This is a genomic window from Streptomyces sp. CNX435 (assembly GCF_059570575.1).
Genome location: NZ_JCANTA010000016.1, coordinates 149,242 through 174,736 on the forward strand (window position 1 = coordinate 149,242; position 25,495 = coordinate 174,736).

Here is a 25,495-nt window from a genome sequence, read left to right on the forward strand (position 1 = left end):
CCTGGCCCTACTCCGCCGATAGCTGCGCGGCGAACTCCTCGTGCGGGACGGCGAAGTGCATCGCCGCATCGCGCGCCTGGGCGTATCGCAGAACTGCAGCCGGCTCGGTGATGAGTTCGACGTTGAGGAGGTTGTCGTACTCGTCGAAGTTGAGGAGAGCGACCAGGCGGGAGTCGAACAGCCAGAAGTCCTCTGCGGGCAGGCGCAGCCGGTCCGCCTCGGCGCGGGTCAGGTTGCAGATCGCCTCCCCGACCGCGGTGTTACGGCGCGCGTTGTCCAGCAGGTACAGCTGTCCCTGAGTGGCCGGTGTGTCGACGATGCGGACACGCTCGAACCTCTTGCCCAGTGCAGTCTGCTGGCGGCGCTCCGCGCACCACTCGGCGTCCACCCCCTCCCAGTTCAACGCTTCACCTCGAACGAACTGGGCGTAGGTCTCGGTGGCTTCGTCCGAGGCGTATCGCCGCCTCGTCTCCAGACGCCATGCCGTGTGCTCGAACTGGGTGAACAGCCGGTCGAACTCGTCGAGTCCGATGAGGTGCGGCACGCGGTTGACCTCCTTGGGTCCGAAGTCCACGAGGAGTTCGCGCGGCACGACGATGGGGATCTCCCCTTCGTTGAAGTGCCGGAGCTGGGCGACGTCCTCAGGATCGGCGAGGGGCGGCCCGTGGACGATCACCTCGCCGCTGTCCAGATCCTCATGCAACGACGGGCACCCGTTGACACCGCTGCCCGTGCCGTTGAATCGCAGTCGACGCGCCATATCCCTTTCCCTTCTGCGGAGGTTGGCAGCAGCCTTCCCGGAGTCAGCGGCACCTGATGTCGGTCCGCGAGGACTTTCGTCACAACTTCTCGCAACCAGCGGGATGGGTCAAGCAACTTCGCGCAACTTCGATGGCCTGCTGGAGCCCCTGCTTCCTACGGTGCGGGACATGGCGAAGACCAAGGTCCCGGCCGCGGACCCGTCCGCGGCCGTGGAGCAGCTCCGCGAGGCGCTCACGCAGGCGGACATCGTCCTGCCGTCCCTCGGCGTGGACACGGCCGCCCCCTCCCTCCGGCTCGTCCAGCTTGGCACTGTGCGCGCCGACGTGGCGGTGAAGGTCGCCGCAGCGATCAGGGGGAACGGGTGACGGCGAGGGGCGACGCCTCGCTGCCGCCGTCGCCAGAAGCTCTGCCGCTGACGCTCCGGCCGCCGGTGCCGTATGTGACCGCGTGGACCGGTGAGGACCGTTTCGTCGATCCGGTGGTGATCCCTGGTCCAGGAGGTATCGCGTACCGGCACGAGCATGTCCTGGATCGCGACACCATGGGCGTGCTGTGGGCGCGCCGGCCGCTGCACCGCGGCGCCGGCCGACCCCGCTTCGGCTACATCCACCCCCAACGGCAGCGCCGCGCGATGCAGCGGCTGTTGTGCCAGGTCTGCGGTGACCCGGCCGACGAGGACGAACGCGGGACGCTGTGGCTGCTGGAGAACCGCGCGGACGTGGCCGGCTGGCCCGAGAACGAGGTGACCGTCCATCCCCCTGTGTGCACCAACTGTGCCGCGAAGTCCCCGCGATGGTGTCCCCACCTGCGAGAGACCGGTGCAGCGGCGGTCCGGGTGCGGCATGCGGACATCGACGGGGTGTACGGCCTGCGCTACCGACCCAACGTCGCGCTCGCCGTGCCGGACGGCCAGGCCACGGTGGCGTACGACGACCCGGCGGTGGCGTGGGTGTTGGCGGCCCAGATGACGCGCGTGCTGCGCGGCTGCACGGTCGTCGAGCCCGAGATGGTCGCCGGCCGCCTCAAACCCTAACTTCCGCCCCGGGCCGCAGCAACGGATGGCCCGGTCCGGGGCGGGCCTGTGCCCGGGCCGGGGACATGGCCGCAGGGCCGGGCACGGGGCGCCCTGCCTGCTGCGCGGTTCATCCCCGGCAGGCAGGGCGGCGCACCACCGCCCCGGGCAGCCCGGGGTGTGCGTGAGAGGAGGACCGACCATGCACCTCCAGACCCCTGTGACGATCAACCCCGCCGAGACCGGCCACATCTAAGGAGACCGCCATGAGCACCCCCCTCAGGTTCGCCTGGTTAGAGGTCACCGGCCGCTGCAACGAGATGTGCGGCCACTGCTACGCGGACAGCAGCCCGCAGGGCACACACGGCTCCATGACCGTGCCGGACTGGGAGCGCACCATCCTGCAGCTCGCGGAGCTGGGCGCGCGCGACGTCCAGTTCATCGGCGGCGAACCCACGCTCTACCCGTACCTCGGCCGGCTCATCACCTACGCGCATGCGCAGGGATTGGCCGTCGAGGTGTTCTCGAACCTCGTCGCCGTCCGCGACGAGTTGTGGGGCACGATCGGCGACTGCGGCGTCAAGCTCGCGACCTCGTACTACTCCGACCAGGCGGCCGAACACGACCGGGTGACCAAGCTGCCCGGGTCGCACCGGCGCACCCGGGCGAACATCGAGAAGGCGCTGCGCCTGAACATCCCCGTCCGCGGTGGCATCGTCGCCGTGCGCCAGGAACAGCGCGTACATCAGGCGGCAGCCGACCTTACGGGCCTCGGTGTCGGCACGGTCGGCGGCGACCGTACACGCGCGTTCGGCAGGGGCAGCAACGGCGCGGCGCCGACGGTCTCCGACCTGTGCGGACACTGCGCACACGAGAAGGCCGCGATAGGCCCCGACGGCGACGTGTGGCCGTGCGTCCTGGGCCGCTTCCTCGTCGCGGGCAACGTGAGGCGCACCTCGCTGGGCGACATCTGGAACGGCCCGCGGACGGCTGCGATCCGCCGCGAGATCAGGGGCGTCCACGGGGCCGGCGCAGCGTCGTGTACGCCGCCGCAGTTCCTTCCCATGTGCGGCCCGTGCGGTCCGTGTGTTCCGTCCGTCGGGCACTGCGACCCGAAGGTCACGGATAGCATCGGCTCGCCGGGATGACGACGCAGTGGCAGGAGCACGCGATGACTGACCACGGGGATGACTTCGACGGGCCGACGGAACCGGACGCCGACGCGCCGGTCCGGACGGACGGGGAGTGGGCCCTCATCGCCGGCTACGTCCGCCACTCGGTGAACAAGCTGGGCCCCGACCTGCCGTTGTGCCTGCCCGGGGAGCCCGACGAGTGCGGCCGGAGCGCGCAGCAGCACGTGCTCGCGTGGGCCGCCGAGTTGAAGGCGCGGGCGCACCACGTCATCGAGACGTCCGCCCCCAGCGAAGCGCGGGCAGCGCACGTGGCGGGCCCGCTGTACCGCCGTCGGCTGGGGGAGCTGCGCGAGCGGCCCTGACCGCAGACGGAGGACGGCCCCGGGGGCGTGTGCATCCGCTCCCGGGGCCGTTCCGTGCGCGCGGTGGGTGACGTTCCAGGCCAGGTACCTGAGCGGGCCGGGGCCGGGGCCGGGGTTGAGCCCGGCACGTACACCCGCGCTCTGGCGCCGCCGCCCCTGCCCCGCGTACCGCGGTCAGGTGGATATCGGGTCTTCCGCCCCGCCCTCGGGCCCGGCTGGCTGTTCGGCCTCCGTCTGCTCCGCCTCCTCCGCCTCCTCCGTCGTGAGCTTCGCGTCGAAGCGCTCCCGTGCCCACGACCGCAGCGCCGACCGTGAGCTGAACTTGCCGATGTTCGTGTCGATCGGCGACGACGTGTACTGGTGGAAGCGCCACGACGCCTGGATGTCCGGGTGGCCCGGGTTGCCGTTGTACTGGGCGATCCACAGGCCGTCGCCGGCGTAGCTGGTGGTGTCGCGGTTGAGCCAGAAGTCGCGGTTGCAGTAGAGCAGCACCTTGTGGCGCGGCCTGAGCCGCTTCACCTCGCGGATGAAGGCGTCCTTCTCCTTGTTGCTCGCGGCGGTGCCCTCGCTCGTGTGCTCCCAGTCGCAGGCGAGCATGTCGCCCGGCTTCTCCTTCGCCTTCTCGACGAAGTACGCGGCCTGCGCCTTGATGTTGCCCGGCCACAGGAAGTGGTAGAACCCCAGCACCAGGCCCGCTTCGCGGCCGTGCGTGGCCTGGGCGCCCTGCTTGGGGTTGACGTAGCTGCGGCCTTCCGACGCCTTGACGAAGACGAAGTTCATGCCTCGCGTGGAGTAGTTGCTGGACTGGTGTGAACTGACGTCGATGCCCTTGATGGTCATCATTCGTCCCTTTCGAGTGGGGGTCTCGGGACGGGATGGTGGCCGAATCCCTCGTGCTCTCCCTTGTGTCTCTCCCCTCATCCCCGTTACAGGCGCCGCGCAAGCACCGCGGTGGAATCCTGCAGTCCCGGAGTGCGCCCCCAAGGCCCGTACACGCCGGGGGAGTTCGATCCCGGACCAGGGGGTTCGGGATGTGGTTCAGGGGGCCGCTGGGCGGGCATCTCACGGGCGAGAAGGCCGCTTTACCCGGGTGGCCGCAGATCGGGGGATCTGACCATGAATCTCTACATCTCTGTGTTACGTACCCTGGTTCCGCTGTTCGTCGGCTGGGTCGTGACCGCGGCCGGCGCCTTCGGCGTGGACGCCGACTCCACGACCGTGACCGCCGGGGTCGCCGCGCTCGTCACCGCCGTCTACTACGCGGTGTTCCGGGCGCTGGAGGAGTGGGCGACGAAGCAGGAGTGGAAGCCGCTGCGGCTCGTCGCGGGCGTGCTGCTGGGCTGGGCCCGGCCGCCGGAGTACCCGGCACGGTCCGACGCGGCGACCGCGACCGCGTCGGAGTCGGAGTCGGCGTCGGAGTCCGCGCCCGCGTCGGAGTCCGCGTCGGCCGCGGCTGCGGGGCCCGACGCCGCCGAGGGGCGGCCGGCGTGAGCGGGGCCGACTGGATCTGGGGCGGGCTGCTCGCCCTCGGTGCCGTGGTGGAGATCGTCGCCCTGCGGACCCCGCGGAAGGGCGACACCCTCTCGGAGCGCACCCGGGACTGGTTCCGGGTGCGTACGCCCCTGGGCAAGGCGGTCTTCGTCGCGGCGTGGGTCGGCTTCGCCGGCTGGTTCCTCGTGCACATCGCCTGGTGAGGCAGCCGCCGCCCGGGCGGTACGGTGGCGTATGGGAGGAAACCACATGAAGCTCACCGTGCTCGGCGGGCGCGGCGCCTGGCCCACCGCGGACGCCGCCTGCAGCGGCTACCTCGTCGAGCACGCCGGCCACCGGCTGCTGCTCGACCCCGGGTACGCGGTGCTGCCGCAGCTGCTCCGGCACCTGCGCCCCGGTGACGTCGACGCCGTCGTCGTCACCCACGGGCACCCCGACCACTGCGCCGACCTCAACCCGCTGCTGCGCGCCCGCGCGCTCGCCGACGCACCGGCGCCGCCGCTCCCGCTGTACGCCCCGGCGGGTGCGCTGGACGCGGTGCTGGCGCTGGACCGCCCGGGGATGCTCAAGGGCGCGTACGAGCTGCGCGCGTTCGACCCGGCGACGGAGCCGGAGTTCGCCTCCGGCCCGTTCCGCATCGGCACCCGGGAGCTGCCGCACCACGTCCCCAACGCCGGCCTGCGGCTGACCGCGGCCGGCCGCGTCCTCGCGTACACCGGCGACACCGGCCCCAGCTCCGCCCTCGCCGAACTCGCCGGGGCCGCCGACCTGTTCCTGGCCGAGGCCACGTACCCGGAGGAGGTGCCCGCCGAGGACGCGCCGTACCTGTCCAGCGCCCGCCAGGCCGGCGAGCACGCGGCCCGCGCGGGGGCGGGGCGGCTGCTGCTCACCCACGTGTGGCCCGACGCCGACCCGGCCGCGGCGCTCGCCGCCGCCCGCCGCGGGTACGGCGGGGCGGTGGGGGTGGCGCGGCCGGGGACGACGGTGGACCTGGCGGCGGGCTGAGGCGATCGGGACGGACTCGCGGGTCGGGCCCGCCGGGTGGACCCGCGGGACGGACCCGCCGGGCCCGCGGGACGGACCTGCCGGGCCCGCGGGACGGACCTGCCGGACGGACCTGCCGGACGGACCTGCCGGACGGACCTGCCGGGCGGACCTGCCGGGCGGACTCGCGGGCCGGGCCCCCGGCCGGGGGACGAGCCGGGCGGACGGCGCCGGCGAGACGGCCTGCCGGGCGGACGCCCCCACCACCGGGCCCCGCCGCCGGCCCCTACGCCCCCGCCCCCCGCGCCGCCGCCACCAGCGCGTCCACCGCCCGGTCCACATCCCCCGGCCCCGTCCGCCAGTTGCTGAACGCCGCCCGCAGCCCGTGCGTCCCCCCGTACACCGTCGGCGTGACGACCACCTCCCCGCCCGCGGCGGCTGCCTCCGCCACCGCCGCCACCCGCTCCTCCGTCGGCGACTCCGTCAGCGACTCCGTCGGCGGCTCCGCCAGCGTGAAGCACACGACGTTCAGCCGCACCGGCGCCAGCAGCCGCAGCCCCTCCGCCGCCGCGCTCTCCACCCGCTCCCCGAACCGCCGCGCCAGCGCGGCGTTGCGCTCCACCACCTCCCGGTGCCCCTCCCGCCCGTACGCCGCCAGCGTCAGCCACGCGGGCAGGGCGCGCAGCCGGCGCGAGTTCTCCGGCGTCAGGTGGACGAAGTCGGGGTCGGCGCCGCCCGGCGGCGTCAGGTAGGCGGCGGCGTTGCGGAAGACCCGTACCTGAAGGTCGCGCCGCCGGGTGAACTGCACCGCCGCGTCGTACGGGACGTTGAGCCACTTGTGCAGGTCCACGCAGACCGAGTCGGCCGCGTCCAGCCCGGCCACCAGGTGCGCGTACGAGGGCGACAGCGCCGCGAAGGCGCCGAACGCGGCGTCCACGTGCAGCCAGAACGGGAACCGCTCGCGCAGCGCGGCGATGGCGCGCAGGTCGTCGAAGTCGACGGAGTTGACCGTCCCGCTGTTCGCCACGACGATCGCCGGCCGGCCGCCCAGCGCCGCCAGCGCGGCGGCCAGCCCGTCGACGTCCACGGCCTCCCGCCCGGGGAGCAGCGGCACTTCGCGCAGCGCGCCGCGGCCGAGCCCGAGGAGCGACAGCGCCTTGGCGACGCTGGAGTGCGCCGCGCCCGACAGCACCGTGACCTCGCCCAGCACCCCGGCCCCGGCGTCCGCGACGGAGACGCCGAGCTGTTCGCCCAGCCACTCCCGGGCCACGGCGAGGCCCACGACGTTCGACATGGTGGCCCCGGACACGAACGCGCCCGCGTGCTCCGGCCCCAGCCCGAACAGCTCGCGCAGCCAGCCGACCGTCTCCCGCTCCAGGCCGGTGGCCGCGGAGTCGGCGGCGGAGACCACGTTCTGGTCGTACGCGCCGACCAGCCAGTCGCCCGCCACCGCCGCGGGCGTCGCGCCGCCGGTCACGAACCCGAGGTAGCGCGGTCCCGCGCTGCCCGAGAGGCCCGGCTCCCAGCGCTCGCCGAAGCGCGCGAGCGCGGCGGCACCGCCGGCACCGCGCTCGGGCAGCGGTTCGTACGGGCCGCGGGCGCGCGGCACGGGGGCGGCGACCGGGCGCTCGGCGAGCCCGCGGAGGGCGGCGGCGGCGCGGGCGCGGGCGGCGTCGAGGAGCTGGTCGAAGCGGTCGAGGTCGGCGGCGAGGACAGGGTGCACGGGGGCCTCCGTAACGTACGACGGGACGCGTACGCTACGACCCCGCCGCCACCTGGGTCCGGGGCCACTCGCACCCCACTGGACTGCCCGGCCCGGCCGAGGGCCGGAGCGGCGGGGAAGGAGGCGGCGTACGACGAGGTGGCCGGGCGCTACGGCGACATCTGGAGCCCCGGAAACGGTTCGGTGTAGCCCGGGCAACGGGCTGGAGGAAGGTGCCGCGGGGACTCGACCCGGGGGCGGTCGACTCCCTACCCTACTGGCCAGTTACCACCGGAGGACCGGAGGACCCGATGGACACGAAGCGCTGGGCGGCGCCCGTGCTCGCCGTGCTGCTGGTGGCCGTGGCCGTCGGCTGGGGCGCGGTGTCGCGGTCCGACGACGGCGGCGGCGGCTCCGTGGACGACGCCGTACGGAACCAGGCCCCGGGCCGCTCCGGGCCCGCCTCGTCCGACTCCGCCCCGCCGGAGCCGCAGGAGGTGCTCTACCTCGGCGACTCCCTCGCCATGGAGGCGCAGGACGTCCTCGGCGGCCGGCTGGAGCGCTCCGCCCGCGTCGACGCGTACACGAGCGAGCCGGTCGCCGGCGTGACCGTCTGCGACTACCTCCAGGGCCGCCCCGGGCGCTCGCTCGTGAAGGCCGAGAACAAGGCCGCGGCCCTGGTCAGGGAGCGCGAACCGGGCGTGGTCGTGCTGCAGTTCTGGGGCAACACCTGGGGCTACACGCCCTGCATGGAGGGCGTCGAGTGGGGGACGTCCGCGTACTACGAGCGCTACGCCGCGGACCTCCGTGCCCTCACCCGGCAGATCGCCGACGCCGCGCGGGAGGCGGACGTGCCGCGGCCCCGGATCGTGTGGGTGCAGCAGCCGCCCGACGCGCTGCACCCGGAGCGGATCGACCGGGTCAACGAGCTGTACGAGCGGCAGGCCGCGGCCTCCGGGGACCTGCTGGCCGACGGCGGGCGCGAGTTGCGCGACGGCGACGGGCGGTGGACGCAGTACCTGCCGTGCAACGACCACGAGCGGCGCACCGCCGGACTCTGCACCGGCCCCGGGGACACCGCCCGACTGCACCTCGACGACGACCCGTTGCACTTCTGCCTCGCGCCCACCCCGGAGGGTGGGCGGCCGTGCCCGGCCAAGTCGCCGGGGCTGGAGCGCTACAGCCGGGCGGTCGCGGACGAGGTGGAGGAGTACCTGCGCGGCTGACCTCGTGACCTCCTGACGCCTTACCCCTGACCCCGGGCCCACGACACGGATGCGGGCCGGGAGGCGGTCAGTCGGAGGACGTCGGTTGCGGGCGCGGCCTGCGGACCAGGAACGCGGCGCCGAGCCCGGCGGCGAAGAGCGCCAGCACCGAGACGCCCGTCGCCAGCCACCCCGCGCCCAGCCAGCGGCTGCCGAAGTACCCCAGCGTCACGCCGTACGCGGCCCACAGCAGCCCGGCGAGCGCGGACCACGGCAGGAACTCCCGTACCCGCCGGTGCATCGCGCCCGCGCCCAGGCTCACCAGGCTGCGCCCCGCGGGCGCGAACCGGGCCAGGACGACGATCCCGCCGCCGCGCCGGCCGCTGAGGTGGTGGCCGAGGCGCTCCTGCGCGCGGGCCAGGTAGCGGGAGTTGGCGAACTTGTCGCGGCCTCTGCTGGCCAGCCGGAACGCGAGCATGTCGCCGAGTACGGAGGCGGTCGCGGCGCAGAGCATCAGGGCCAGCAGCTCGGCGAGGTGGTCGGCGGCGGGCAGCGCGGCGCCGTTGCGTACGGCGTCTGCCGCGGTGGTGGTGCCGGCCGCGGCGGTGGCGGCCATTATCACCAGCGCGCCGCTGGGCAGCAGCGGCAGGAAGACGTCGAGGAGGACCGAGGTGGCAACGATCGCGTACATCCACGGGGTACCGCTCAGCGACCCCACAAACTCCACTGTTCCCCTGTTCCCCGTCGTCTCCCGGCAGGCATCCGGTGGTCATCCGGCGTCCGGTGGTCGTCCGGTGGTCTTCTGCCACGGACGAGAGCGCCGGGCGGATCACAGCGTACGCCCGGCGCATCGGGGAAATCGCACAGGGGACCAGATGTAACCTGCATCACTCCTGAGCAACCGCTCACCTGCCGTCACACGGGAACGGTTACGCGCGCCCCGGCCCGGGACCGGACGGCGGCCCGGGACCGGACGCCGGCCCGGGTCCGTAGCCGGGCGGGCCCTTCTCCACCGCCCCGCCGTCCGGCGCCTCGGCGTCCGACCCGCACAGCTCCGCCGACAGCTGCTCCACCAGCTCCGTCAGGTCCGTCGGCCGGTCCGCCGTCCACCAGTCGCCCAGCAGCTCCGCCAGCGCCGCCCGCCGCGCCGCCCCCAGCCGCGCCGCGAGCCGCGCCCCCTCCTCCGTACAGACCAGCGGTATCCCCTCCCGCCGCGCGAGCCGCCGCTCCTCCAGCTCCCGCGCCGCCGCCGAGACCACCCGCAGCGGCAGCCCCGTGCGCTCCGCCAGATCCACCGGCTCCACCGGCTCCACCGACCCGTAGCGGTCGATGCGCAGCAGCAGCCAGCTCGACGCCGGCCGCAGGTCGAGGCCGGCCCGCCGGGTGATGTCCGCGTACAACTCCCGCCGCCCCTCCCGGGTGCTGAGCGCGCTCAGCGCGCGGCACACCTCGTCGCGGGGCGAGCGCTCCACCGGGTGGGTGGCCACCGTCTCGCTGCCGTCCGGCACGGTGACGGTCCCGCGCAGCGGGTCCTCGCGCAGGAACAGCGCGACGACGAACGCGAGCAGCGCGACGGGCGCGGCGTAGCGGAAGACGTCCGTGATCGACGTCGCGTACGCGTCCACCACCTCCGGCCGCAGCGAGGCCGGCAGGCGGGCGATCGAGCGCGGGTCGGACTCCAGCGTGTCGAGGCTCAGGCCCGGCGGCAGCGACACGCCGCTCAGCGCGGACTCCAGCTTGTGGCGCAGCCGGCCGGTGAAGACCGTGCCGAAGAGGGCGACGCCGAACGAGGCGCCGATGGAGCGGAAGAAGGTGGCGCCGGAGGTGGCGACGCCCAGGTCGCGGTACGAGACGGCGTTCTGCACGGCGAGCACGAGCACCTGCATGACCAGGCCGAGGCCGAAGCCGAAGACGAAGAAGTAGGCGCTCAGCTCCCAGTTGCCCGTGTCCGCGTGCAGCTGGTGCAGGAGGAGCAGGCCGACGGTGGTGACGGCGGTGCCCAGTACCGGGAAGACCTTCCAGCGGCCGGTGCGGCTGATGAGCTGGCCGGAGCCGGTGGAGGCGATGAGCATGCCGGCGACCATCGGCAGCATGTGCAGGCCGGAGGTGGTCGGGGACACGCCGCGTACGACCTGGAGGAAGGTCGGCAGGTACGTCATCGCGCCGAACATCGCGAAGCCGACGACGAACCCGATCACCGAGCAGAGCGTGAACGTGCGGATGCCGAAGAGCTTCAGCGGGATGACGGGCTCCGTCGCGCGCCGCTCCACCCGCACGAACGCGGCGAGCAGCGCGACCGCGAGCAGCCCGGTGGCGGTGACCTGCCAGGAGTCCCACGCCCAGGTCGTGCCGCCGAGGGAGGTGACGCCGACGAGGCAGATGGCGACGGAGGCGATGAGGGCGGTGCCGAGGTAGTCGATGCGGTGTCTGGTGGCGCGGCGCGGGAGGTGCAGCACGACGGCGATGACGACGAGCGCGGCGAGGCCGATGGGGAGGTTGATGTAGAACACCCAGCGCCAGCTGAGGTGCTCGGTGAAGATGCCGCCGAGGAGCGGGCCGAGGACGCTGGTGGCGCCGAAGACCGCGCCGAACAGGCCCTGGTAGCGGCCGCGTTCACGCGGCGGGACGATGTCGCCGACGATCGCCATGGCCAGCGACATGAGCCCGCCGCCGCCCACGCCCTGCAGGGCGCGGAAGCCGATGAGCTGGCCCATGTCCTGCGCGAGGCCGCAGAGCGCGGAGCCGGCGAGGAAGATGACGATCGCGGTCTGGAAGAGCTTCTTCCGGCCGTACTGGTCGCCCAGCTTGCCCCACAGCGGGGTGCCGGCGGTGGCGGCGAGGAGGTACGCCGTGACCACCCAGGACAGGTGCTCCATGCCGCCGAGGTCGCTGACGATGGTGGGCAGGGCGGTGGCGACGATGGTCTGGTCGAGGGCGGCGAGGAGCATGCCGGAGAGCAGCGCCGCCATGGACAGCAGCACGGTGCGGCGGGGGAGGCCCTCGCCGGGCACCTCGGCCGCGGGCGGGGCGCTGGCGCCCTGGGACATGCGCGGCTCCCCTCGGATGGCTGTGGGCCGCCGGTGATGCTCGTGGTGCTGATGATTCTGGTGATGCTGGCGGTGCTCGTTTGCCTCATAGTCGCCCGGATACGCCGATACAGCCCGCCGGGGCGGTCCGCTCGGGCCGGAATGTGGCCGGGGTGCGGTGTGCAGGGTTCCGCGGGGTCTGCATAATCGCCTGCATCCCACAGGAGGGGGAGCACGGTGATACCTCGCGCATGCCGCACGTGCGGTGAGCCGCTCCAGGAGCAGGGCGGGCAGGGCTGTGCCTGCGACGCGGAAGGCGGTGCGGCGGCGGGTGCGGGTGGGGGTGGGGCGCCGGGGCGGGAGAGGCGGCTGGTGCGGCCGTACGTCATGAAGGCGCCGGGGGCGGGGGCGGGGCCGGGGGAGCCGCGTGACGAGGCGGGGTACGGGCTGCCGGTGCCGTACGGGAGCGCACCGCCGCCGCGGACCGAGGGCCAGGGCCCGCCGGTGCCCCCCGGCGGCACGGACACGCTGGCCACGGACACGCGGCCCATGGGCACGCTGCCCGTCGGCGCGGCACCCGAGGGGCCCGCGGACGCCGACCTGGGCCTCTTCGCCGACGACCGCGCCGCCCCGGGCGGCCCGTACGACGCGGAAGACCTCCGTGACCCGAACCGCCCGAACCGCCCGCACCACCCCCGCGGGCGCCGCGCCGCGCGCCGGCGCCGCCGGGTGACCCTCGTGCTCACGGTCGGCGGCGTCGTGGCCGCGCTGAGCGTCGGGCTCCTCGGCTCCGGGCTGTTCTCGGACGACGGGGGCGGCGACCGCGCCGTACCGAAGCCGGACATCATCTCCGCCGTACCCACCGGCGGTGACAAGGAGCCGGGCCCCGAGGACACACGCAGCGACGCCCCGTCCGCCTCCGCCTCCGGCGAGGACGACGCGGAGCCGAGCGCGAACTCTTCCGACCGCCCCCGCACCGGGGCCGGCGACCCGGGGGCGGAGTCCACCCGGCGCAGCGAAGCCGGTCAGGTCACCGCCGCCCCACCCGCCGCCGACCCCACCGAAGAGGACGACCCCACCTCCGGCACCACCCCCGGCGGGCGGGACGAGCCCGCCCGGCCGCCCACCCTGCGCGACGGCGACACCGGCCGCGAGGTCGTCGAGCTGCAGAAGCGGCTCATCCAGGCCGACTACAACGGCCTGAAAGACACCGATGGGGAGTACGACTTCTTCCTCGGCGAAGAGGTCGCCCGCTTCCAGTGGGACAACGACATCACGAGCGACGAACGGGCGGTCTACGGGCCGGCGACGCGCCGCAAGCTGGAGTCGATGACGAAGGAACCCTGAGGCCGGCCGGCGGGCGAGAGGTCGAGGAAGACATGGACGTGTACGAGGCCGTGGAGAGCCGCCGGGCCGTACGGGCATTCAGTGACAAGCCCGTACCCGTGCGGACTCTCGAACGAGTGCTGTCCGCGGCCACGCGCGCCCCGTCGAGCGGGAACCTCCAGCCGTGGCATCTGTACGTCGTTACCGGCGCCCCCCTGGCCGAGCTGAAGAAGCGCGCGACGGCCAGGGCACGCGCCGGAGACCCGGGCGACGAGCGGGAGTACCCGATGTACCCGGCCGACATGGCCCCGCCGTATCTCGACCGCTTCACCGCCGCGGCGGCCCAGCGCTACGCGGCGCTGGGAATCGAGCGCGACGACCCCGAGCGGCCCAGGAAGATATCCACGCTGAACGCGGAGGCGTTCGGGGCACCGGTCGTCCTCTTCTGCTACCTCGACCGCGTGATGGGACCGGGACAGTGGGGGGACGCGGGGATGTACCTGCAGACGGTCATGCTGCTGCTACGCGCGGAAGGGCTGCACAGCTGCCCGCAGGTGATGTGGACGACGTACCGCAAGACCGTCGCCGAGGCGGTCGGGGCCGGTGACGGGCGCGTTCTGTTCTGCGGTGTGTCGGTCGGATACGAGAGGGCGGGCGTGCCACCGCTGCATACGGGCCGGGCGGACCTGGCGGAGACGGTGACCTTCGTCGGCCCGTGACGGGGAGCGGTCCGGCTTACCGCCGGCCGATGGTGCGCAGGTGGATGCGTTCGCGCGCTGACCCGGGAAGCGAGCTTCACCGCGGTCTGCCTGATCGGAGCCGTGCTGGCGGCGTGCGCGGTCCCGTTCATCCTCGCCGACCGTGCGCGTGCCGCGCGCGTACGGGAGGGGGCCGGGGCATAGCCGCGTACGGGAACCGGGGTACGGAGTGAGTCCTCACTCCGTACGCTCGGGGTCATGACGGCACCCAGGGAGAACCAGACCGACCCCCACCGCGCCCCCGGCATGTCGCCGGAGGAGCGGCGCGCGGTGATCATCCAGGCCGCGATCCCGCTGATCGCCGAGGACGGCGCCGCGGTGACCACCGCGAAGATCGCCCGCGCCGCGGGCATCGGCGAGGACACGATCTTCCAGGTCTTCGCCGACAAGGACGAACTGCTGCAAGGCTGCCTGGCCGAGACGCTCTCGCCCGAGCACGTGAATCGCGGATTCGGTGCGATCGACACCTCCCTGCCGCTGGCCGACCGGCTCGCGGAGGCGGTCGAGGTGCTCCAGTCGAACCAGGCCCGGATGGTCGCGATCGCCGGCCCCCTGCTCGCCGCCGGGTACCAACCCGGCACGGTGAGCGGCGCAGGCCGCGACGGGTCGACGGACCGCACCCTCGCGGCCGTCGTGGACCTGCTGGAGCCCGACAGGGCCGCCCTGCGCCGGCCGCCGGAGCAGATCGCGAGCCTCTTCTTCGGGTTCCTGGTCAGCTCCGGCTCGTTCCTGAAGGACGAGCCGGAGCTGACCACCCGGGAGCTTGTGGAGATCCTCCTGCACGGCGCGCTCGCGGACGGCGCCACGTGAGCACAGACGGCGCTTGGCGGTCACCGGCCTCGCGGCCCAGGCGCCGGTCCCGGTGTGGCTGGTCGCGGACCCGCTGCTGGGACACTGGCTGCGGATTGTCAACGGCGAGCAGACGCTCGACCTCGGCGCGGCGGCGGTGGTGCTGATCCCGCCCGCAGGCTGAGGGCCGCCCGGGGCGGGGCCCGGGCCGGCGGCTCGTGGGAAAAAGTCCGGGCCCGGATGTCGAGGACGGCGCGGCGGCTCCGTCCCCGGGGCGGATGCGGTCAACGGGGCCGCCTCACGTACCGGAAGGACCGCCGCCATGGCCACCGCCGCAGACCTCGACCGCGCCACCGACTCGCAGTGGGACTGGGTCGCCGAGCACGCCCGTACGTACCTCGCCTCGGGCGGCACCGAAGGGCACGAGCGCGACGGCGTACGGACCCTCGTCCTCGCCACCACCGGGCGCCGGACCGGTACGCCTCGCCGCACCTGCCTGATCTACGGGACCTCGGGCGACGCGTACGTCGTCGTCGCCTCCAAGGGCGGCGCCGACGTGGACCCGTCGTGGTTCACGAACCTCGTCGCGGAGCCCGCCGTCGGGGTGCAGGCCGGCACCCGGCGGTTCACCGCACGCGCGCGGGTCGCGTCCGCGGCCGAACGCGCGCCCCTCTGGGACCAGATGGTGGGCATCTTCCCGCTCTACGAGGAGTACGCGCGGAAGACCGACCGCCAGATCCCGCTCGTCCTGCTCACCCCGCTGGACCGCTCCGACGAGGACTGACCCCGCCGGGACGTCACCGGTGCGCCGGCTCGAAAGCCTGGGCCACGGCGAGACTGTCCTCGTAGACATGGTGCCGGGTGACGAGGCCGTCTTCGACGGTGAGGTGGAGAGCGAACCGGGCGCGGTACGCGCGTCCGGTGGACCGGGCGGTCTGGCGGATCTCCCCGAGCACGACCGCGTCGTTCCCGTCGACGAGGATGCGCTCCACCTCGGTCGCCACCTCTTCCGGCACATGGTGCTCGGCGATCTCGCGGTAGTGGGCGGCGGCGTCGGCCCGGGTGGACCGGTGCCGGATCCACGGAGTGGCGGGGCGGCCGTGTTCGGCCTCCGGCCAGTCCAGCTTCCAATCGCCCTGTTCGGCATAGAGTTCGGCGATGTGCTCGGGGTCTCCGGCCCCGATCCTGTGCAGCAGTTCCTCCACCACAGCGCGCGTGCTCACGACCGCCGCCCCTTCCGTTCTGGTCCGCGTCACGCCGACGCGGCGGGATCAGCATCCTCGCCCATGCGGCCGGGCCGGGGCGATTACCTCGGGGGTAGGGCGGGCGCGGCACCGGGGCCCCTCGTGCCGGGCCACGTCGCCGTCACGCGCGCTGGTACGCGGTGCCGGACCCGTTCCTGCGCAGCAGGCCCTCGTCCACCAGGGCGCGGCGCAGGCTCACCCAGTCGTCGAGCCATTCCCCGCAGATCGCGTTGACCTTGGCCTCCGGGTACGTCACACCCCGCTCGAACGAATCCGTCACCACCGCCAGCACCCGGCCCCGTACCGCCGCGTCGCCCGGGATCGACGTCAGCCGGCCGCGGCGGAAGTACGAACCGGCCCCGTCGCCGGCGTCGCCCCGGCCGGAGAGTCTGACCTCGGCCTGGACCGCGCGGCGGAACGTGTCGTCGCGCAGGGTGTACGTGCGCGTCGTGCCGTCGAAGGCGGCGATCCGGCCGGCCGTCAGCTTCTGCAGCGCCGCGGCGGCGGCCGGGGGCCGGAGGCCCGCCCGTTCGGCGACCTCCGCCACCGACATCGCGCCGAGGGCGAGGGCCGCGTAGGCGGCGCGCCGGTCGGGCTGGGCGAGGAGGCCGACGAGGTCGCGGCAGGAGGGCGGTTGGTCTGCGGGGTCCGCGGTGTGCTCGGGGGAGGCCGTGTTCATGGTGTCCGTTCCTTTGGTGGTTCAGGCATCCGTATACGTAACGCGATCCGGGGGCGGAGCCGGAAGCGGTTTTCCGCCGGCCGCCCCCGGGGCGACGGGCGTGAGCACCCCGAGCCGGTCCTCGATCGCCTGCGCCGCGTCCAGGCACAGGTCCTCCCGGAACGCCCGCCCGACGACCTGCACCCCCGCGGGCAGCCCGTCCGTGACCCCCGTCGGTACGGCCACGGCGGGCACCCCCACGAAGCTGGTCGCGCTGCACAGCCGCATCGCCGACGCGACCCGGTCCCGGCCCGCGCGGTCGCGCGACTCCAACCCCGGTTCGACCGGGGGTTCGCTGAACGACGGGCCGAGCAACAGCGGGTACGCGTCGAGGAATTCGGCCCACGCGCGGCGCAGCGACATCCACGTGCCCATCAGCTTCACCAACTCGTCCGCGCTCGCCGGCGGGGTCTTCTCCATCGCCATCGCCAGGTAGCGGTCCCCTCCCTCGCCGAGCAGCGTGCGCACCGCCGGCCAGGTCGGGGCGAACTCGGTCACGGTCAGCCGCCCGTACGCCGCCAGTGTCTCGTCCAGCCGCGGCACGTCCGGTACGTCCCGCACGTCGTACCCCGCGTCGCGCAGCGCGTCGGCCGCGGTCGCGACGGCCGCGCGGACGGCGGGGTGGACGCCGTGCCCGCCCGGGTCCGCCACGACGGCGACCGGCACCGGCCCGGGGAGCGCGTCGCCGTACGCGGGCACCGGTACCGCCCGCGGGTCGCGCGGGTCGGTGCCGGCCAGCGCCTCGTACGCCAGCCGCAGGTCGCCCACGGTCCGGGCGAGCGGGCCGTCGGTGACGAGCATCTGGGACGCCGGACCGGGGTCGTCGGGGCCGAGGACGCGGTGGTCGGCCGGGAAGCGGCCGGTGGACGGCTTCAGCCCGGCCACCCCGCAGAACTGGGCGGGGATACGCACCGATCCCCCGGAGTCGTTGCCGAGTCCCAGCGCCGCCATGCCCGTGGCCACGGCGACCGCGTCGCCGCCGCTGGAGCCGCCGGGGGTGCGTGAGCTGTCCCACGGGTTGACGGTGTCGCCGAAGAGTTCGCTGCGGGTGTGCATCCCGGCCAGGATCAGGGTGGGGATGTTGCTGTGCCCGAGCGGGATCGCACCGGCCGCGCGCAGCCGCGCCACCGGCGGCGCGTCGGCCGCCGCCACCAGCTCGCGGAAGCGCTCGACGCCGAACGTGGTCGGTACCCCTTCGACGGGGGTGCTCTCCTTCACCGTGAACGGCACGCCCGCGAGCGGGCCCAGCGCCGCACCGGCGGCGCGCCGGCGGTCCGTTTGCGCCGCGGCCTCGCGGGCGCGTTCCGCCAGGAGTTGGGTGACCGCGTTCACCTGCGGGTTGACCTCAGAGATGCGGTCGAGGTGGCTGTCGACCAGTTCGACGGCCGAGACGTGCCCGGCACGTACGGCCGCCGCCTGGGCGGTGGCCGGCATTTTCCACAGGGCGTCGTCGTCCCGCATGGCTTTCCCTTCCCCGGGCATGTTCCGATGCGCCTGCATCGGAACGGTCACCGTACCCTGGAACCGATACGCGCGCATCGAATAAGGAGGTCGACCGGAGGCATGCCCAGGCAGGTGGATCACGTGAGCCGGCGCCGCACTATCGCCGAGGCCGTCTGCCGACTCGCCGACGAACGCGGGCTGGAGGGCGTGACCTTGCGTGACGTCGCCGCTCGCGCGGAGGTGTCCATGGGGGCGGTGCAGCGGTGCTTCCGTACGAAGGAAGAGATGCTCGTGTTCGCGCTCGGATACGTGGGCGAGCGGATCGGCGAGCGCGTACGGGCCCGGCTCGTCCGCAGCCCGGCCCAGTCGGCGGGCACCGCCCTGGGGTACGCGGCCGCCGAGGTGGCGCTGCTCGGGGAGGAGCACCGCGCGGAGGCGCGGGTCTGGCTGGCCTTCGTCGCGCAGGCGGCGGTCAGTGAGGCGCTCGCCGGGACGCTGCGGGCGAACTACGCGGCGCTGGAGGAGGTGTTCGCCCGCCTCGTCGCCGAAGTGGCCGAGACCGGCGGGGGCGCCGCGGGCGCCGCACCCGTCGCGGGCGCCGAATCCGCCGAACCCGACGGGGGCGCCCCGCGGCCCGAGCCTCTCGACCCGCGGCGCGCGGCGCGTACCCTCCTCGCCCTCGCCGACGGCCTCACCGCCCACGTCCTCGTCGGCCACCTCGCCCCGGCCGAGGCGCACGACGTCCTGCACGCGCACCTGGCCGGGCTCTGGCTCCGGAAATAGCGCTTGGCGTGGCGCGCGCGGTTTTGTATCGTGTGGAAACAAACGGCAATCGCGCGCTTCTCGACCCCTGGGGGTTACGTATGGGCAGGCCCACGGACATAGGTGCCTTCAAGGCACTGCTCCTCGACATGGACGGCACCCTCCTCAACTCCGACGCCGTCGTCGAGCGCGTCTGGCGCCGCTGGGCCACCGAGAACGGCAAGGACGCCGACGAGATCCTGCGCCACGCCCACGGGCGGCAGGCGTACGCCACCATCGCGCACCTCTTCCCCGAGCGCCCCGTCGAGCAGAACCTCGCGGACAACGCCCGCTTGCTCGCCTGGGAGACCGCCGACACGGACGGCATCGTGCCCGTGCCCGGCGCGCCGGAGTTCCTGGCCGGCCTCGCCGGGCTGCCGCACGCGCTCGTCACGTCCGCCGACCGCGCGCTGTCGCAGGCCCGCATGGCCGCCGCCGGGCTGCCGGTGCCGGCGATCTCCATCACCGCCGAGTGCGTGAGCGCCAGCAAGCCCGACCCGGAGGGGTTCCTCAAGGGTGCCGCCGACCTCGGCTTCGCGCCCGCCGACTGCGTCGTCTTCGAGGACGCGGCGGCGGGCATCGCCGCGGCCCGCGCGGCCGGGATGCGGGTCGTGGGCGTCGGGCCGCGGGCGGCGGGGGAGGGGACGGACGTGCACGTGGAGACGCTGGCGGGGGTACGGGTCCGGGCGCTGGGCGGCGGCGCGCTGCGGCTGGCGCTCGCGTAGGCGGGGAGGCGGGCCGGTGCGGGGCGCGGGCCGGCGCGCGCGGGCGCGCCGCGGGGCGGCTTCTACGAGCCGACCCGTTCCGGCCCGCCGTGGAACGCGCCCGGCCGCTGCCGACGCCCGGGTCACCCCCTGATCGCCTCGTAGCCGCTGAACCCCGCCAGCACCAGCATCACCCCCGCCGCCACCTTCGTGATCAGCTTCAGCGGTACGTACCGCATCAGCGTCCGCCCGCCCACGATCCCGATCGCCGCCACCGCCCACAGCGCCAGTACCGCGCCGACCCCGACCGACAGCCAGTCGTCGTAGCGCGCCGCCAGGTTCGCGGTCATGATCTGCGTGAGGTCGCCGAACTCGGCGACCAGGATCAGCATGAAGCCCGCCCCCGCCACCTTCAGGAAGCTCTGGTCGGCGGGGGCCCTGGCCGCCTCGTCCTCCTCCTCGTCCTTCTTCAGCAGCAGGACGAGCGCGCCCGCGAGGAACAGCAGGCCGACGATCGCCTGCACCGGCCGCTGCGGCAGCCGCGCGAGCAGGCTGCCGGCGGCGATGGCGAGGCCGACGTGGACGGCGAAGGCGGCGGCGACGCCGGCGAAGACGTAGGAGGCGCGGAAGCGGGTGCCGAGTACGAGGCCGGCGAGCGCGGTCTTGTCGGGGAGTTCGGCGAGGAAGACGACGCCGAAGACGATCGCGACGGTGCTGGGGCTGAGCAAGGTTCCTACTCTCGGTCGGGCGCCGTACCGAGAGCGTAAGCGCGGGGGCGGCCTCGGCACGGCAGCGTCAACGGAAACGACACTGCGGCCGAAGGTCTCGCCGGCGCAGAGGTCCCTACGGCCGGCCGGCCGTACGGTTCCGCGCTCCGGGCGCCGGCCCAGCGGGCTGGGCAGTATGTCGACGGCACCGGCTGAGGGCTACTCCCCTTCAGACGCCACCGAGTCTAGGCGGTGCACCCGGCCGCGGGCGACCAGCTCCAGCACCACCGCGACCGCCGCCGCCTGCACCGCCATCAGCGCGACCAGCACGAACAGTTGCACCGCCCCGGCCTCGACCGGCGAGGCGCCGCCCAGCAGCATGCCGACGTACGCGCCGGGGAGCGTGACGAGTCCCACGGTGCGGGTCTGGTCGAGGCCGGGGATGAGCGCGTCGGAGGCGGCCGGCCTGGCGATCTCCAGCCGGGCCTCGTGGTCCGGGAAGCCCAGCGCCATGGCCGCTTCCACCTCGCCGTGCCGGGCCGCCAGCTCGTCGAGCGCGCGGCGGCCGGCGAGCACGGTGCCGGTGAGCGCGCCGCCGATGAGGATGCCGCTGACCGGGATGAGGGCGATGTCGTCGACCGCGACCAGGCCGGTGAGCAGCAGGACGGCGACGACGGGGGTCACGCCGGCGGCGATGGGGGCGGCGGCCCAGCGCCAGGTGCGGTTGTGCGTGATGCGGTGGCCGGCGGTCCAGGTGGCGACGGCGAACATCAGGGCCACGAAGGCGAGGAGCAGGGGCACGGCGCGTACGACGTAGCCGATGACGACGGAGACGGCGGCGAGCTGGGCGGCGGCGCGCAGGCCGGCGGTGGCCACTGCGCGCGCGTGTGGTGAGCCCCAGCGGCTGAAACGGTTCTTCCCGCCCCCTCCGCTGCCGCCGTACTTTTCCTGCTGCCGGTGTTCGTGTCCCTCGCCGAGCCGGGCCACCGCCGCGACCGCGACCGCGGCGGCCAGCAGGGCGCTGAGTACGGCCGCGAGGGTGCCGTTGACGGGCAGCATCAGCCGAGCGTAGCCCGGTCGGGGGGCGCCGGCGCCGAGGGCGCGGGGAGGGTGAACCCGTCACGCGGTCTTGCGCATGACATGGCCATGTCCTCAAGGTGTTACCTGGCGCCTGCAGAAACGACACTTCGCGGCGTCAGCATCCACGTGCACACGCACAACACCCCCCATAGATCCGGGAGTTCGCATGTCCGGCTTTTCCCTGCCGCCCCTCGCACGGCTCAAGGTCTACGCGCGTCACCTCGCGGTGCCGCTCGCGGCTGCGGCGCTGCTGCTGACCGCGGCCCCGCACGCCCAGGCCGAACCGCCCACCCCGCCCAGCGCCGACACCGCCCTCGGCTACCTCGCGGAGATCACCACCGCGCCCGAGGGCTCCTCCGACGGCTACGACCGCGACCTCTTCCCGCACTGGAGCACCCAGTCCGGGGCCTGCAACACCCGCGAGGTCGTCCTCCAGCGCGACGGCGAGAACGTCGAGCAGGACAGCAGCTGCGCCGCGGTCAGCGGTTCGTGGTACTCCCCGTACGACGGCGAGACCTGGACCGCCTCCTCCGACGTCGACATCGACCACATGGTGCCGCTCGCCGAAGCCTGGCGCTCCGGCGCCAGCGGGTGGACCACCGACCAGCGCGAGCAGTTCGCCAACGAACTCGACGTCGCCCAGCTGCTCGCCGTGACCGACAACGTCAACCAGTCCAAGAGCGACCAGGACCCGGCGGAGTGGATGCCGCCGCTGAGCAGCTACCACTGCACCTACGCGAGCATGTGGGTGTGGGTGAAGCACACCTACGACCTGACCGCCGACGACGCGGAGAAGTCGGCGCTGGAGTCCACTCTCTCCGGCTGCTGACACCGCACCGCCGCGAGCCGGCCCGTCACCGCGCACGGGCCGGCTCGTACCGGCGCATGACCGAGGCGGTCCTCTACGAACCGTTCGCAGTGCCTTCCGGCCCCGCCTGCTGGATCACCTCGAACGTCCACACCTCCGAGTCCGTCGCCGCCGCCCGCCGCCGCTCACCCTCCCCACCGCCCTCGCCGCCCCCGTCCCCGCGGTGCGCCGCCTGCATCGAGCCCTCCATCCAGGCCCGGAAGTCCTCCTCGCTGCGCCAGCGGGTGTAGACGAGGTACCGGTCCGACCCCTCCAGCGGGCGCAGCAGCTCGAACCACTCGAAGCCGTCCGCGCTCTCCACCAGGCCGGCGCGCGCGGCGAAGCGCTTCTCCAGCACTTCCCGCTGCTCGGCGGGAACGGTCAGGACGTTGATCTTCACCACGCTGGGCACAGGTCACCTCTCAGCCGACAGGGCACGTCCGCCTCCGGTACGCCGCACGCGCCGCCTTCTCCGCCGCCAGCGTAAGCGCCGCGAGGCGCGACGCCGCGGCAGGACCGGTCCTGCGTCCCCTCCACCACCCCTTGTCTACGTCGTGTACTCGCACTCGGTCAGCGCGGCCTCGCGCACCGAGGGCGCCAGGCCCGCAGGGTCCATCGTCGACAGGAAGCTCACGAGCGCTCCTCGGGCCTCCCGCAGTCGGGTCCCGAGTCCCTCGCCCGTCACATCGTCCGGCTGGAGGACCTGCCGGAAGGCCGGGTCGGCGAGGGCGGCGTCGAGGAACTGCTCGCAAAGCCAGTAGGGAGTGCGCTCGCGGATCGCGAAGGTCAGGTGCACGCTCTCCTCGGAGGCGTCGCGGCAGTGAGGGTTGTGCACCCAACCGCGAGGCAGGACAAGCGCCTGACCGGGCTTGAGAGCGACCTCCAGGTCCGGGCCGGCAGCCTCCCACTCGTGCACGTACTCAGGGCGCCAGACCCTCCAGGATTCGTTGTAGTGGCGCATGGGCGCCTCGACGGGCGGGCGCCAGAGCTGCCAGGTCTTGACGCCGCTGAGCTGCACGATGACGGCGAGCTGCTGGTCCCAGTGGTGACGCAGCCCCTGCTCACCGCCGGGCGTGACGAAGGCGTGCACGTAGTTGGAGTAGCCGGTCTCCTCCTGGATGCCGTGCGACAGCCTGGCCATGAACGGAATCACCCGTTGGAGATTCCCCAGGCGCAGAGTGAAGCCGTTCTCCCGCAGGTTGGCCAACCGGGCGGAATCGGTACGCCCGTTGGTCATGAAGGCGTCGCGGTTCAGGGACGGGTTCGGTGCCTTGACTGCGGCGATCTCGGCGGCGGGGATGCAACCGGAGGACATGTACTCGTCGAGGGCGGCCGGGGTGATCGCGTCGTCCAGCTCGGTAGGGCTGCGGTCGACGACGTACGGGTCTGTCGGCCAGGAGCGCAGGAGGGCGTCGGCGTCGGGCAGGAGCATCCGCAAGGACATGTGCGTCTCCGGTCAGGTGGGAGGGAGGGGGCAGCGGAAGTCCGGGCGGTGGTGGTTGGGACAGCAGACGACCGTGAACGCGGCCAGATTCTTCGACGGCAGGTAGTACACCCAGCTCACGTCCACGCCGCGCGGGAGCGCGTCGGTGGCGTAGGCCAGCTTGTCGTCGAGGCTGATGTACGCCGTCTTCCCGTCCGCCCGCTCGAAGGGGGGATTGGCCTGGTAGGTCTTCTCCAGCCACGCCAGCGCCATGCCCAGGTCGGTCCATGTGCGGTCGGCCGAGACCTGGTCCTTCTTCATGAGCCAGTAGCCGGTCATGGTCGGAGGGAGAGTGCCGGTCGCGAACTCGGCGGCGGCCTCCCGGTACCGGTCCAGGACGGCCTGCTGGCGCTTGTCGTCGGGGTCGAGCACGGAGGGCGGTCCGCTGGGATGGGGAGGCCGCCGGCCGCCTTCCTTCGCGTACGTCGAGAGCGGACCGATCCACGGTCCGTAGCCATGCCAGTGCCCTGACCAGCTCATGTGTTCCTTCCGTAAGTTATTGGGTGGCCCGGGAGGGCCGGATGTGGCTTATGTGTCCTTGCCTTCAGTGGCTTCCTGGGAGTGGCCGTCCGGCTCTCCGGGGCGCCCTGGCTGCTGATTGAGATGTGCGCGCCTTGTGCGGTCGCTGTTTACGGAGATGACGGCGGGGTGTTCCTCGGGCCGACGGCATGCTGTGCGAAACGAGGAGGGGCGAGTGCCTCAGCGGCGGGCCCGGGTCTGGGCCGGGATTGATGCGGGCAAGGGGCATCACTGGGCGACGGTGGTCGACGAGACCGGCGCGACCCTGTGGTCGAAGAAGATCGACAACGACGAGTCGGCGATCCTGACCGCGCTCGGCGAGATCCTGGAGCTGGCGGACGAGGTCCGCTGGGCGGTGGACATCTCCGGCACGTCCTCCGCGCTGCTGCTGGCCCTGCTCGCGGCCCATGGCCAGCAAGTCGTCTACGTGCCCGGCCGCACGGTCAACCGCATGTCCGGGGCCTACCGGGGCGAGGCCAAGACCGACGCCCGGGACGCCTACGTCATCGCCGAGACCGCCCGCCACCGCCGGGACTTCGCTGTCATCGACGTGCCCGCCCAGCTCGCCGCCGACCTCGCGCTGCTGACCGCGCACCGCTCGGACCTGGTGGCCGACCGGGTGCGGATGATCAACCGGCTCCGGGACGTGCTGACCGGCATTTTCCCCGCCCTGGAGCGGGCCTTCGACTACTCGGCACACAAGGGCGCGCTGGTGCTGCTGACCGGCTACCAGACCCCGGCGGCGATCCGCCGCCGCGGCCGGGCCAGGCTGACCGCCTGGCTGGCCAACCGGAGCGTCCGCAGCGCTGACACCGTCGCGGTCACCGCACTGGAGGCCGCCCAGGCCCAGCAGACCGCACTGCCCGGAGAGGACGTCGCCGCGCAGATCGTCGCCGACCTGGCGACGCAGATCCTGGCCCTGGACGACCGGCTCAAGCGGATCGACCGGCAGATCCGCGAGACATTCCGCAGCCATCCCCAGGCGGAGATCATCGAGTCGCTGCCCGGCATGGGCCCCATCCTCGGCGCCGAGTTCGTCGTCGCCGCCGGCGACCTGGCCGCTTACCAGGACGCCGGCCATCTGGCCTCGGCAGCCGGACTGGTGCCCGTACCGCGCGACTCCGGCCGCCGCACCGGCAACCTTCACCGGCCCAAGCGCTACAGCCGCCGCCTGCGCAGAGTGTTCTACATGTCCGCGCAGACCAGCATCATCCGCGACGGGCCGAACAGGGACTTCTACCTCAAGAAGCGCGCCGAGGGCTGCAAGCACGTCCAGGCCGTCATCGCCCTGGCCCGCCGACGAGCTGGTGTCCTGTGGGCCCTCCTGCGCGACGGACGACTCTTCACCCCCGCCCCGCCCGTCACGCAGCAAGCGGCTTGACTTCGTCATTGAGACTCC

General features: G+C 73.6%; 30 protein-coding genes. 17 read left to right on the forward strand and 13 right to left on the reverse strand.

Annotated features, from left to right (window positions below; genetic code table 11):
- Nucleotides 1–7: 7 nt before the first annotated feature.
- Nucleotides 8–760: a DUF6879 family protein gene (locus tag T328_RS24620; RefSeq protein ID WP_496498333.1), complete on the reverse strand. Its 753-nt coding sequence runs from the start codon at nt 758–760 to the stop codon at nt 8–10.
- 169 nt (nt 761–929) lie between these two features.
- Here T328_RS24620 and T328_RS24625 point away from each other — a divergent pair, with 169 nt between their 5' ends.
- The 4 genes from T328_RS24625 (at nt 930) to T328_RS24640 (ending at nt 3,269) form a co-directional block, all read left to right on the forward strand.
- Nucleotides 930–1,127, forward strand: a complete 198-nt coding sequence (locus T328_RS24625) for a hypothetical protein (protein ID WP_496498334.1) — start codon at nt 930–932, stop codon at nt 1,125–1,127.
- Complete coding sequence (locus T328_RS24630) at nt 1,124–1,795, forward strand: hypothetical protein (RefSeq protein WP_496498335.1); 672 nt, start codon at nt 1,124–1,126, stop codon at nt 1,793–1,795. The genes T328_RS24625 and T328_RS24630 overlap by 4 nt, the downstream gene beginning before the upstream one ends.
- A gap of 245 nt (nt 1,796–2,040) precedes the next feature.
- Nucleotides 2,041–2,922, forward strand: coding sequence for a radical SAM/SPASM domain-containing protein (locus tag T328_RS24635; RefSeq protein ID WP_496498336.1), 882 nt, complete (start codon nt 2,041–2,043; stop codon nt 2,920–2,922).
- A 23-nt stretch (nt 2,923–2,945) separates the two neighbouring features.
- The gene (locus T328_RS24640; protein WP_496498337.1) at nt 2,946–3,269 is read left to right on the forward strand and encodes a hypothetical protein; all 324 of its coding nucleotides are present in this window, start codon (nt 2,946–2,948) and stop codon (nt 3,267–3,269) included.
- A gap of 174 nt (nt 3,270–3,443) precedes the next feature.
- On the opposite strand, the gene T328_RS24645 is transcribed toward T328_RS24640, so the two are convergent.
- Entirely contained in the window at nt 3,444–4,109 is a 666-nt protein-coding gene (locus tag T328_RS24645) for a GH25 family lysozyme (protein ID WP_496498338.1), read from the reverse strand.
- A gap of 276 nt (nt 4,110–4,385) precedes the next feature.
- On the opposite strand from T328_RS24645, the gene T328_RS24650 reads away from it, so the two are divergent.
- The 3 genes from T328_RS24650 to T328_RS24660 are packed head-to-tail and all read left to right on the forward strand — an operon-like array spanning nt 4,386 to nt 5,765.
- Nucleotides 4,386–4,760, forward strand: coding sequence for a hypothetical protein (locus tag T328_RS24650; RefSeq protein ID WP_496498339.1), 375 nt, complete (start codon nt 4,386–4,388; stop codon nt 4,758–4,760).
- Entirely contained in the window at nt 4,757–4,963 is a 207-nt protein-coding gene (locus T328_RS24655; protein WP_496498340.1) for a hypothetical protein, read from the forward strand. The genes T328_RS24650 and T328_RS24655 overlap by 4 nt, the downstream gene beginning before the upstream one ends.
- Before the next feature lie 46 nt (nt 4,964–5,009).
- Nucleotides 5,010–5,765: an MBL fold metallo-hydrolase gene (locus tag T328_RS24660; protein WP_496498341.1), complete on the forward strand. Its 756-nt coding sequence runs from the start codon at nt 5,010–5,012 to the stop codon at nt 5,763–5,765.
- A gap of 265 nt (nt 5,766–6,030) precedes the next feature.
- On the opposite strand, the gene T328_RS24665 is transcribed toward T328_RS24660, so the two are convergent.
- Nucleotides 6,031–7,467 (reverse strand): pyridoxal phosphate-dependent decarboxylase family protein, encoded by a 1,437-nt coding sequence (locus tag T328_RS24665; protein ID WP_496498342.1) that lies wholly within the window; start codon nt 7,465–7,467, stop codon nt 6,031–6,033.
- A 290-nt stretch (nt 7,468–7,757) separates the two neighbouring features.
- Here T328_RS24665 and T328_RS24670 point away from each other — a divergent pair, with 290 nt between their 5' ends.
- Entirely contained in the window at nt 7,758–8,672 is a 915-nt protein-coding gene (locus T328_RS24670; RefSeq protein WP_496498343.1) for an SGNH/GDSL hydrolase family protein, read from the forward strand.
- A 67-nt stretch (nt 8,673–8,739) separates the two neighbouring features.
- Here T328_RS24670 and T328_RS24675 read toward each other — a convergent pair whose 3' ends face one another.
- Both T328_RS24675 and T328_RS24680 read right to left on the reverse strand, forming a co-directional pair.
- The gene (locus T328_RS24675; RefSeq protein WP_496498344.1) at nt 8,740–9,342 is read right to left on the reverse strand and encodes a DedA family protein; all 603 of its coding nucleotides are present in this window, start codon (nt 9,340–9,342) and stop codon (nt 8,740–8,742) included.
- A gap of 238 nt (nt 9,343–9,580) precedes the next feature.
- Complete coding sequence (locus T328_RS24680) at nt 9,581–11,698, reverse strand: MDR family MFS transporter (RefSeq protein ID WP_496498345.1); 2,118 nt, start codon at nt 11,696–11,698, stop codon at nt 9,581–9,583.
- A 216-nt stretch (nt 11,699–11,914) separates the two neighbouring features.
- On the opposite strand from T328_RS24680, the gene T328_RS24685 reads away from it, so the two are divergent.
- From T328_RS24685 to T328_RS24705, 5 genes are all read left to right on the forward strand, one after another.
- Nucleotides 11,915–13,024, forward strand: coding sequence for a peptidoglycan-binding domain-containing protein (locus tag T328_RS24685; protein ID WP_496498346.1), 1,110 nt, complete (start codon nt 11,915–11,917; stop codon nt 13,022–13,024).
- A gap of 32 nt (nt 13,025–13,056) precedes the next feature.
- Nucleotides 13,057–13,722, forward strand: a complete 666-nt coding sequence (locus T328_RS24690; RefSeq protein WP_496498347.1) for a nitroreductase — start codon at nt 13,057–13,059, stop codon at nt 13,720–13,722.
- Nucleotides 13,723–13,959: 237 nt separating this feature from the next.
- Entirely contained in the window at nt 13,960–14,571 is a 612-nt protein-coding gene (locus tag T328_RS24695) for a TetR/AcrR family transcriptional regulator (protein WP_496498348.1), read from the forward strand.
- 13 nt (nt 14,572–14,584) lie between these two features.
- Nucleotides 14,585–14,734, forward strand: a complete 150-nt coding sequence (locus T328_RS24700) for a hypothetical protein (RefSeq protein ID WP_496498349.1) — start codon at nt 14,585–14,587, stop codon at nt 14,732–14,734.
- A gap of 138 nt (nt 14,735–14,872) precedes the next feature.
- A complete protein-coding gene (locus T328_RS24705) occupies nt 14,873–15,334 on the forward strand; it encodes a nitroreductase family deazaflavin-dependent oxidoreductase (protein ID WP_496498350.1) in 462 nt (153 codons plus the stop codon).
- 13 nt (nt 15,335–15,347) lie between these two features.
- Here the strand turns inward: T328_RS24705 and T328_RS24710 are convergent, their stop codons facing one another.
- The 3 genes from T328_RS24710 to T328_RS24720 form a co-directional block, all read right to left on the reverse strand.
- Nucleotides 15,348–15,773, reverse strand: coding sequence for a nuclear transport factor 2 family protein (locus T328_RS24710; RefSeq protein WP_496498351.1), 426 nt, complete (start codon nt 15,771–15,773; stop codon nt 15,348–15,350).
- Between the two features lie 142 nt (nt 15,774–15,915).
- Nucleotides 15,916–16,473, reverse strand: a complete 558-nt coding sequence (locus T328_RS24715; RefSeq protein WP_496498352.1) for a DUF2087 domain-containing protein — start codon at nt 16,471–16,473, stop codon at nt 15,916–15,918.
- A 21-nt stretch (nt 16,474–16,494) separates the two neighbouring features.
- Nucleotides 16,495–17,973 (reverse strand): amidase, encoded by a 1,479-nt coding sequence (locus tag T328_RS24720; RefSeq protein WP_496498353.1) that lies wholly within the window; start codon nt 17,971–17,973, stop codon nt 16,495–16,497.
- Between the two features lie 102 nt (nt 17,974–18,075).
- On the opposite strand from T328_RS24720, the gene T328_RS24725 reads away from it, so the two are divergent.
- Nucleotides 18,076–18,738 (forward strand): TetR/AcrR family transcriptional regulator, encoded by a 663-nt coding sequence (locus T328_RS24725; protein ID WP_496498354.1) that lies wholly within the window; start codon nt 18,076–18,078, stop codon nt 18,736–18,738.
- Nucleotides 18,739–18,818: 80 nt separating this feature from the next.
- Complete coding sequence (locus T328_RS24730) at nt 18,819–19,481, forward strand: HAD-IA family hydrolase (RefSeq protein WP_496498355.1); 663 nt, start codon at nt 18,819–18,821, stop codon at nt 19,479–19,481.
- A 122-nt stretch (nt 19,482–19,603) separates the two neighbouring features.
- On the opposite strand, the gene T328_RS24735 is transcribed toward T328_RS24730, so the two are convergent.
- Nucleotides 19,604–20,188, reverse strand: a complete 585-nt coding sequence (locus tag T328_RS24735) for a TMEM165/GDT1 family protein (protein ID WP_496498356.1) — start codon at nt 20,186–20,188, stop codon at nt 19,604–19,606.
- 198 nt (nt 20,189–20,386) lie between these two features.
- Nucleotides 20,387–21,229, reverse strand: coding sequence for an ABC transporter permease (locus T328_RS24740; RefSeq protein ID WP_496498368.1), 843 nt, complete (start codon nt 21,227–21,229; stop codon nt 20,387–20,389).
- Between the two features lie 184 nt (nt 21,230–21,413).
- Between T328_RS24740 and T328_RS24745 the strand changes: the two genes are divergently transcribed.
- Entirely contained in the window at nt 21,414–22,076 is a 663-nt protein-coding gene (locus tag T328_RS24745; protein ID WP_496498357.1) for an HNH endonuclease family protein, read from the forward strand.
- Nucleotides 22,077–22,149: 73 nt separating this feature from the next.
- Here T328_RS24745 and T328_RS24750 read toward each other — a convergent pair whose 3' ends face one another.
- From T328_RS24750 to T328_RS24760, 3 genes are all read right to left on the reverse strand, one after another.
- A complete protein-coding gene (locus T328_RS24750) occupies nt 22,150–22,506 on the reverse strand; it encodes an antibiotic biosynthesis monooxygenase family protein (RefSeq protein ID WP_496498358.1) in 357 nt (118 codons plus the stop codon).
- A gap of 135 nt (nt 22,507–22,641) precedes the next feature.
- Nucleotides 22,642–23,538, reverse strand: a complete 897-nt coding sequence (locus T328_RS24755; RefSeq protein ID WP_496498359.1) for a JmjC domain-containing protein — start codon at nt 23,536–23,538, stop codon at nt 22,642–22,644.
- Between the two features lie 12 nt (nt 23,539–23,550).
- Entirely contained in the window at nt 23,551–24,057 is a 507-nt protein-coding gene (locus tag T328_RS24760) for a hypothetical protein (protein WP_496498360.1), read from the reverse strand.
- Between the two features lie 214 nt (nt 24,058–24,271).
- Between T328_RS24760 and T328_RS24765 the strand changes: the two genes are divergently transcribed.
- On the forward strand, nt 24,272–25,477 hold the full coding sequence (locus T328_RS24765; protein ID WP_496494277.1) for an IS110 family RNA-guided transposase: 1,206 nt from the start codon (nt 24,272–24,274) through the stop codon (nt 25,475–25,477).
- Nucleotides 25,478–25,495: the final 18 nt, after the last annotated feature.

What these genes read in the sequence shown, in the direction of transcription:
- T328_RS24620 (WP_496498333.1), bottom strand. Translation starts at nt 760, where the DNA reads ATGGCGCGTCGACTGCGATTCAACGGCACGGGCAGCGGTGTCAACGGG.
- T328_RS24625 (WP_496498334.1), top strand. Translation starts at nt 930, where the DNA reads ATGGCGAAGACCAAGGTCCCGGCCGCGGACCCGTCCGCGGCCGTGGAG.
- T328_RS24635 (WP_496498336.1), top strand. Translation starts at nt 2,041, where the DNA reads ATGAGCACCCCCCTCAGGTTCGCCTGGTTAGAGGTCACCGGCCGCTGC.
- T328_RS24640 (WP_496498337.1), top strand. Translation starts at nt 2,946, where the DNA reads ATGACTGACCACGGGGATGACTTCGACGGGCCGACGGAACCGGACGCC.
- T328_RS24645 (WP_496498338.1), bottom strand. Translation starts at nt 4,109, where the DNA reads ATGACCATCAAGGGCATCGACGTCAGTTCACACCAGTCCAGCAACTAC.
- T328_RS24650 (WP_496498339.1), top strand. Translation starts at nt 4,386, where the DNA reads ATGAATCTCTACATCTCTGTGTTACGTACCCTGGTTCCGCTGTTCGTC.
- T328_RS24660 (WP_496498341.1), top strand. Translation starts at nt 5,010, where the DNA reads ATGAAGCTCACCGTGCTCGGCGGGCGCGGCGCCTGGCCCACCGCGGAC.
- T328_RS24670 (WP_496498343.1), top strand. Translation starts at nt 7,758, where the DNA reads ATGGACACGAAGCGCTGGGCGGCGCCCGTGCTCGCCGTGCTGCTGGTG.
- T328_RS24675 (WP_496498344.1), bottom strand. Translation starts at nt 9,342, where the DNA reads ATGTACGCGATCGTTGCCACCTCGGTCCTCCTCGACGTCTTCCTGCCG.
- T328_RS24680 (WP_496498345.1), bottom strand. Translation starts at nt 11,698, where the DNA reads ATGTCCCAGGGCGCCAGCGCCCCGCCCGCGGCCGAGGTGCCCGGCGAG.
- T328_RS24690 (WP_496498347.1), top strand. Translation starts at nt 13,057, where the DNA reads ATGGACGTGTACGAGGCCGTGGAGAGCCGCCGGGCCGTACGGGCATTC.
- T328_RS24695 (WP_496498348.1), top strand. Translation starts at nt 13,960, where the DNA reads ATGACGGCACCCAGGGAGAACCAGACCGACCCCCACCGCGCCCCCGGC.
- T328_RS24705 (WP_496498350.1), top strand. Translation starts at nt 14,873, where the DNA reads ATGGCCACCGCCGCAGACCTCGACCGCGCCACCGACTCGCAGTGGGAC.
- T328_RS24715 (WP_496498352.1), bottom strand. Translation starts at nt 16,473, where the DNA reads ATGAACACGGCCTCCCCCGAGCACACCGCGGACCCCGCAGACCAACCG.
- T328_RS24720 (WP_496498353.1), bottom strand. Translation starts at nt 17,973, where the DNA reads ATGCGGGACGACGACGCCCTGTGGAAAATGCCGGCCACCGCCCAGGCG.
- T328_RS24725 (WP_496498354.1), top strand. Translation starts at nt 18,076, where the DNA reads ATGCCCAGGCAGGTGGATCACGTGAGCCGGCGCCGCACTATCGCCGAG.
- T328_RS24730 (WP_496498355.1), top strand. Translation starts at nt 18,819, where the DNA reads ATGGGCAGGCCCACGGACATAGGTGCCTTCAAGGCACTGCTCCTCGAC.
- T328_RS24745 (WP_496498357.1), top strand. Translation starts at nt 21,414, where the DNA reads ATGTCCGGCTTTTCCCTGCCGCCCCTCGCACGGCTCAAGGTCTACGCG.
- T328_RS24755 (WP_496498359.1), bottom strand. Translation starts at nt 23,538, where the DNA reads ATGTCCTTGCGGATGCTCCTGCCCGACGCCGACGCCCTCCTGCGCTCC.
- T328_RS24760 (WP_496498360.1), bottom strand. Translation starts at nt 24,057, where the DNA reads ATGAGCTGGTCAGGGCACTGGCATGGCTACGGACCGTGGATCGGTCCG.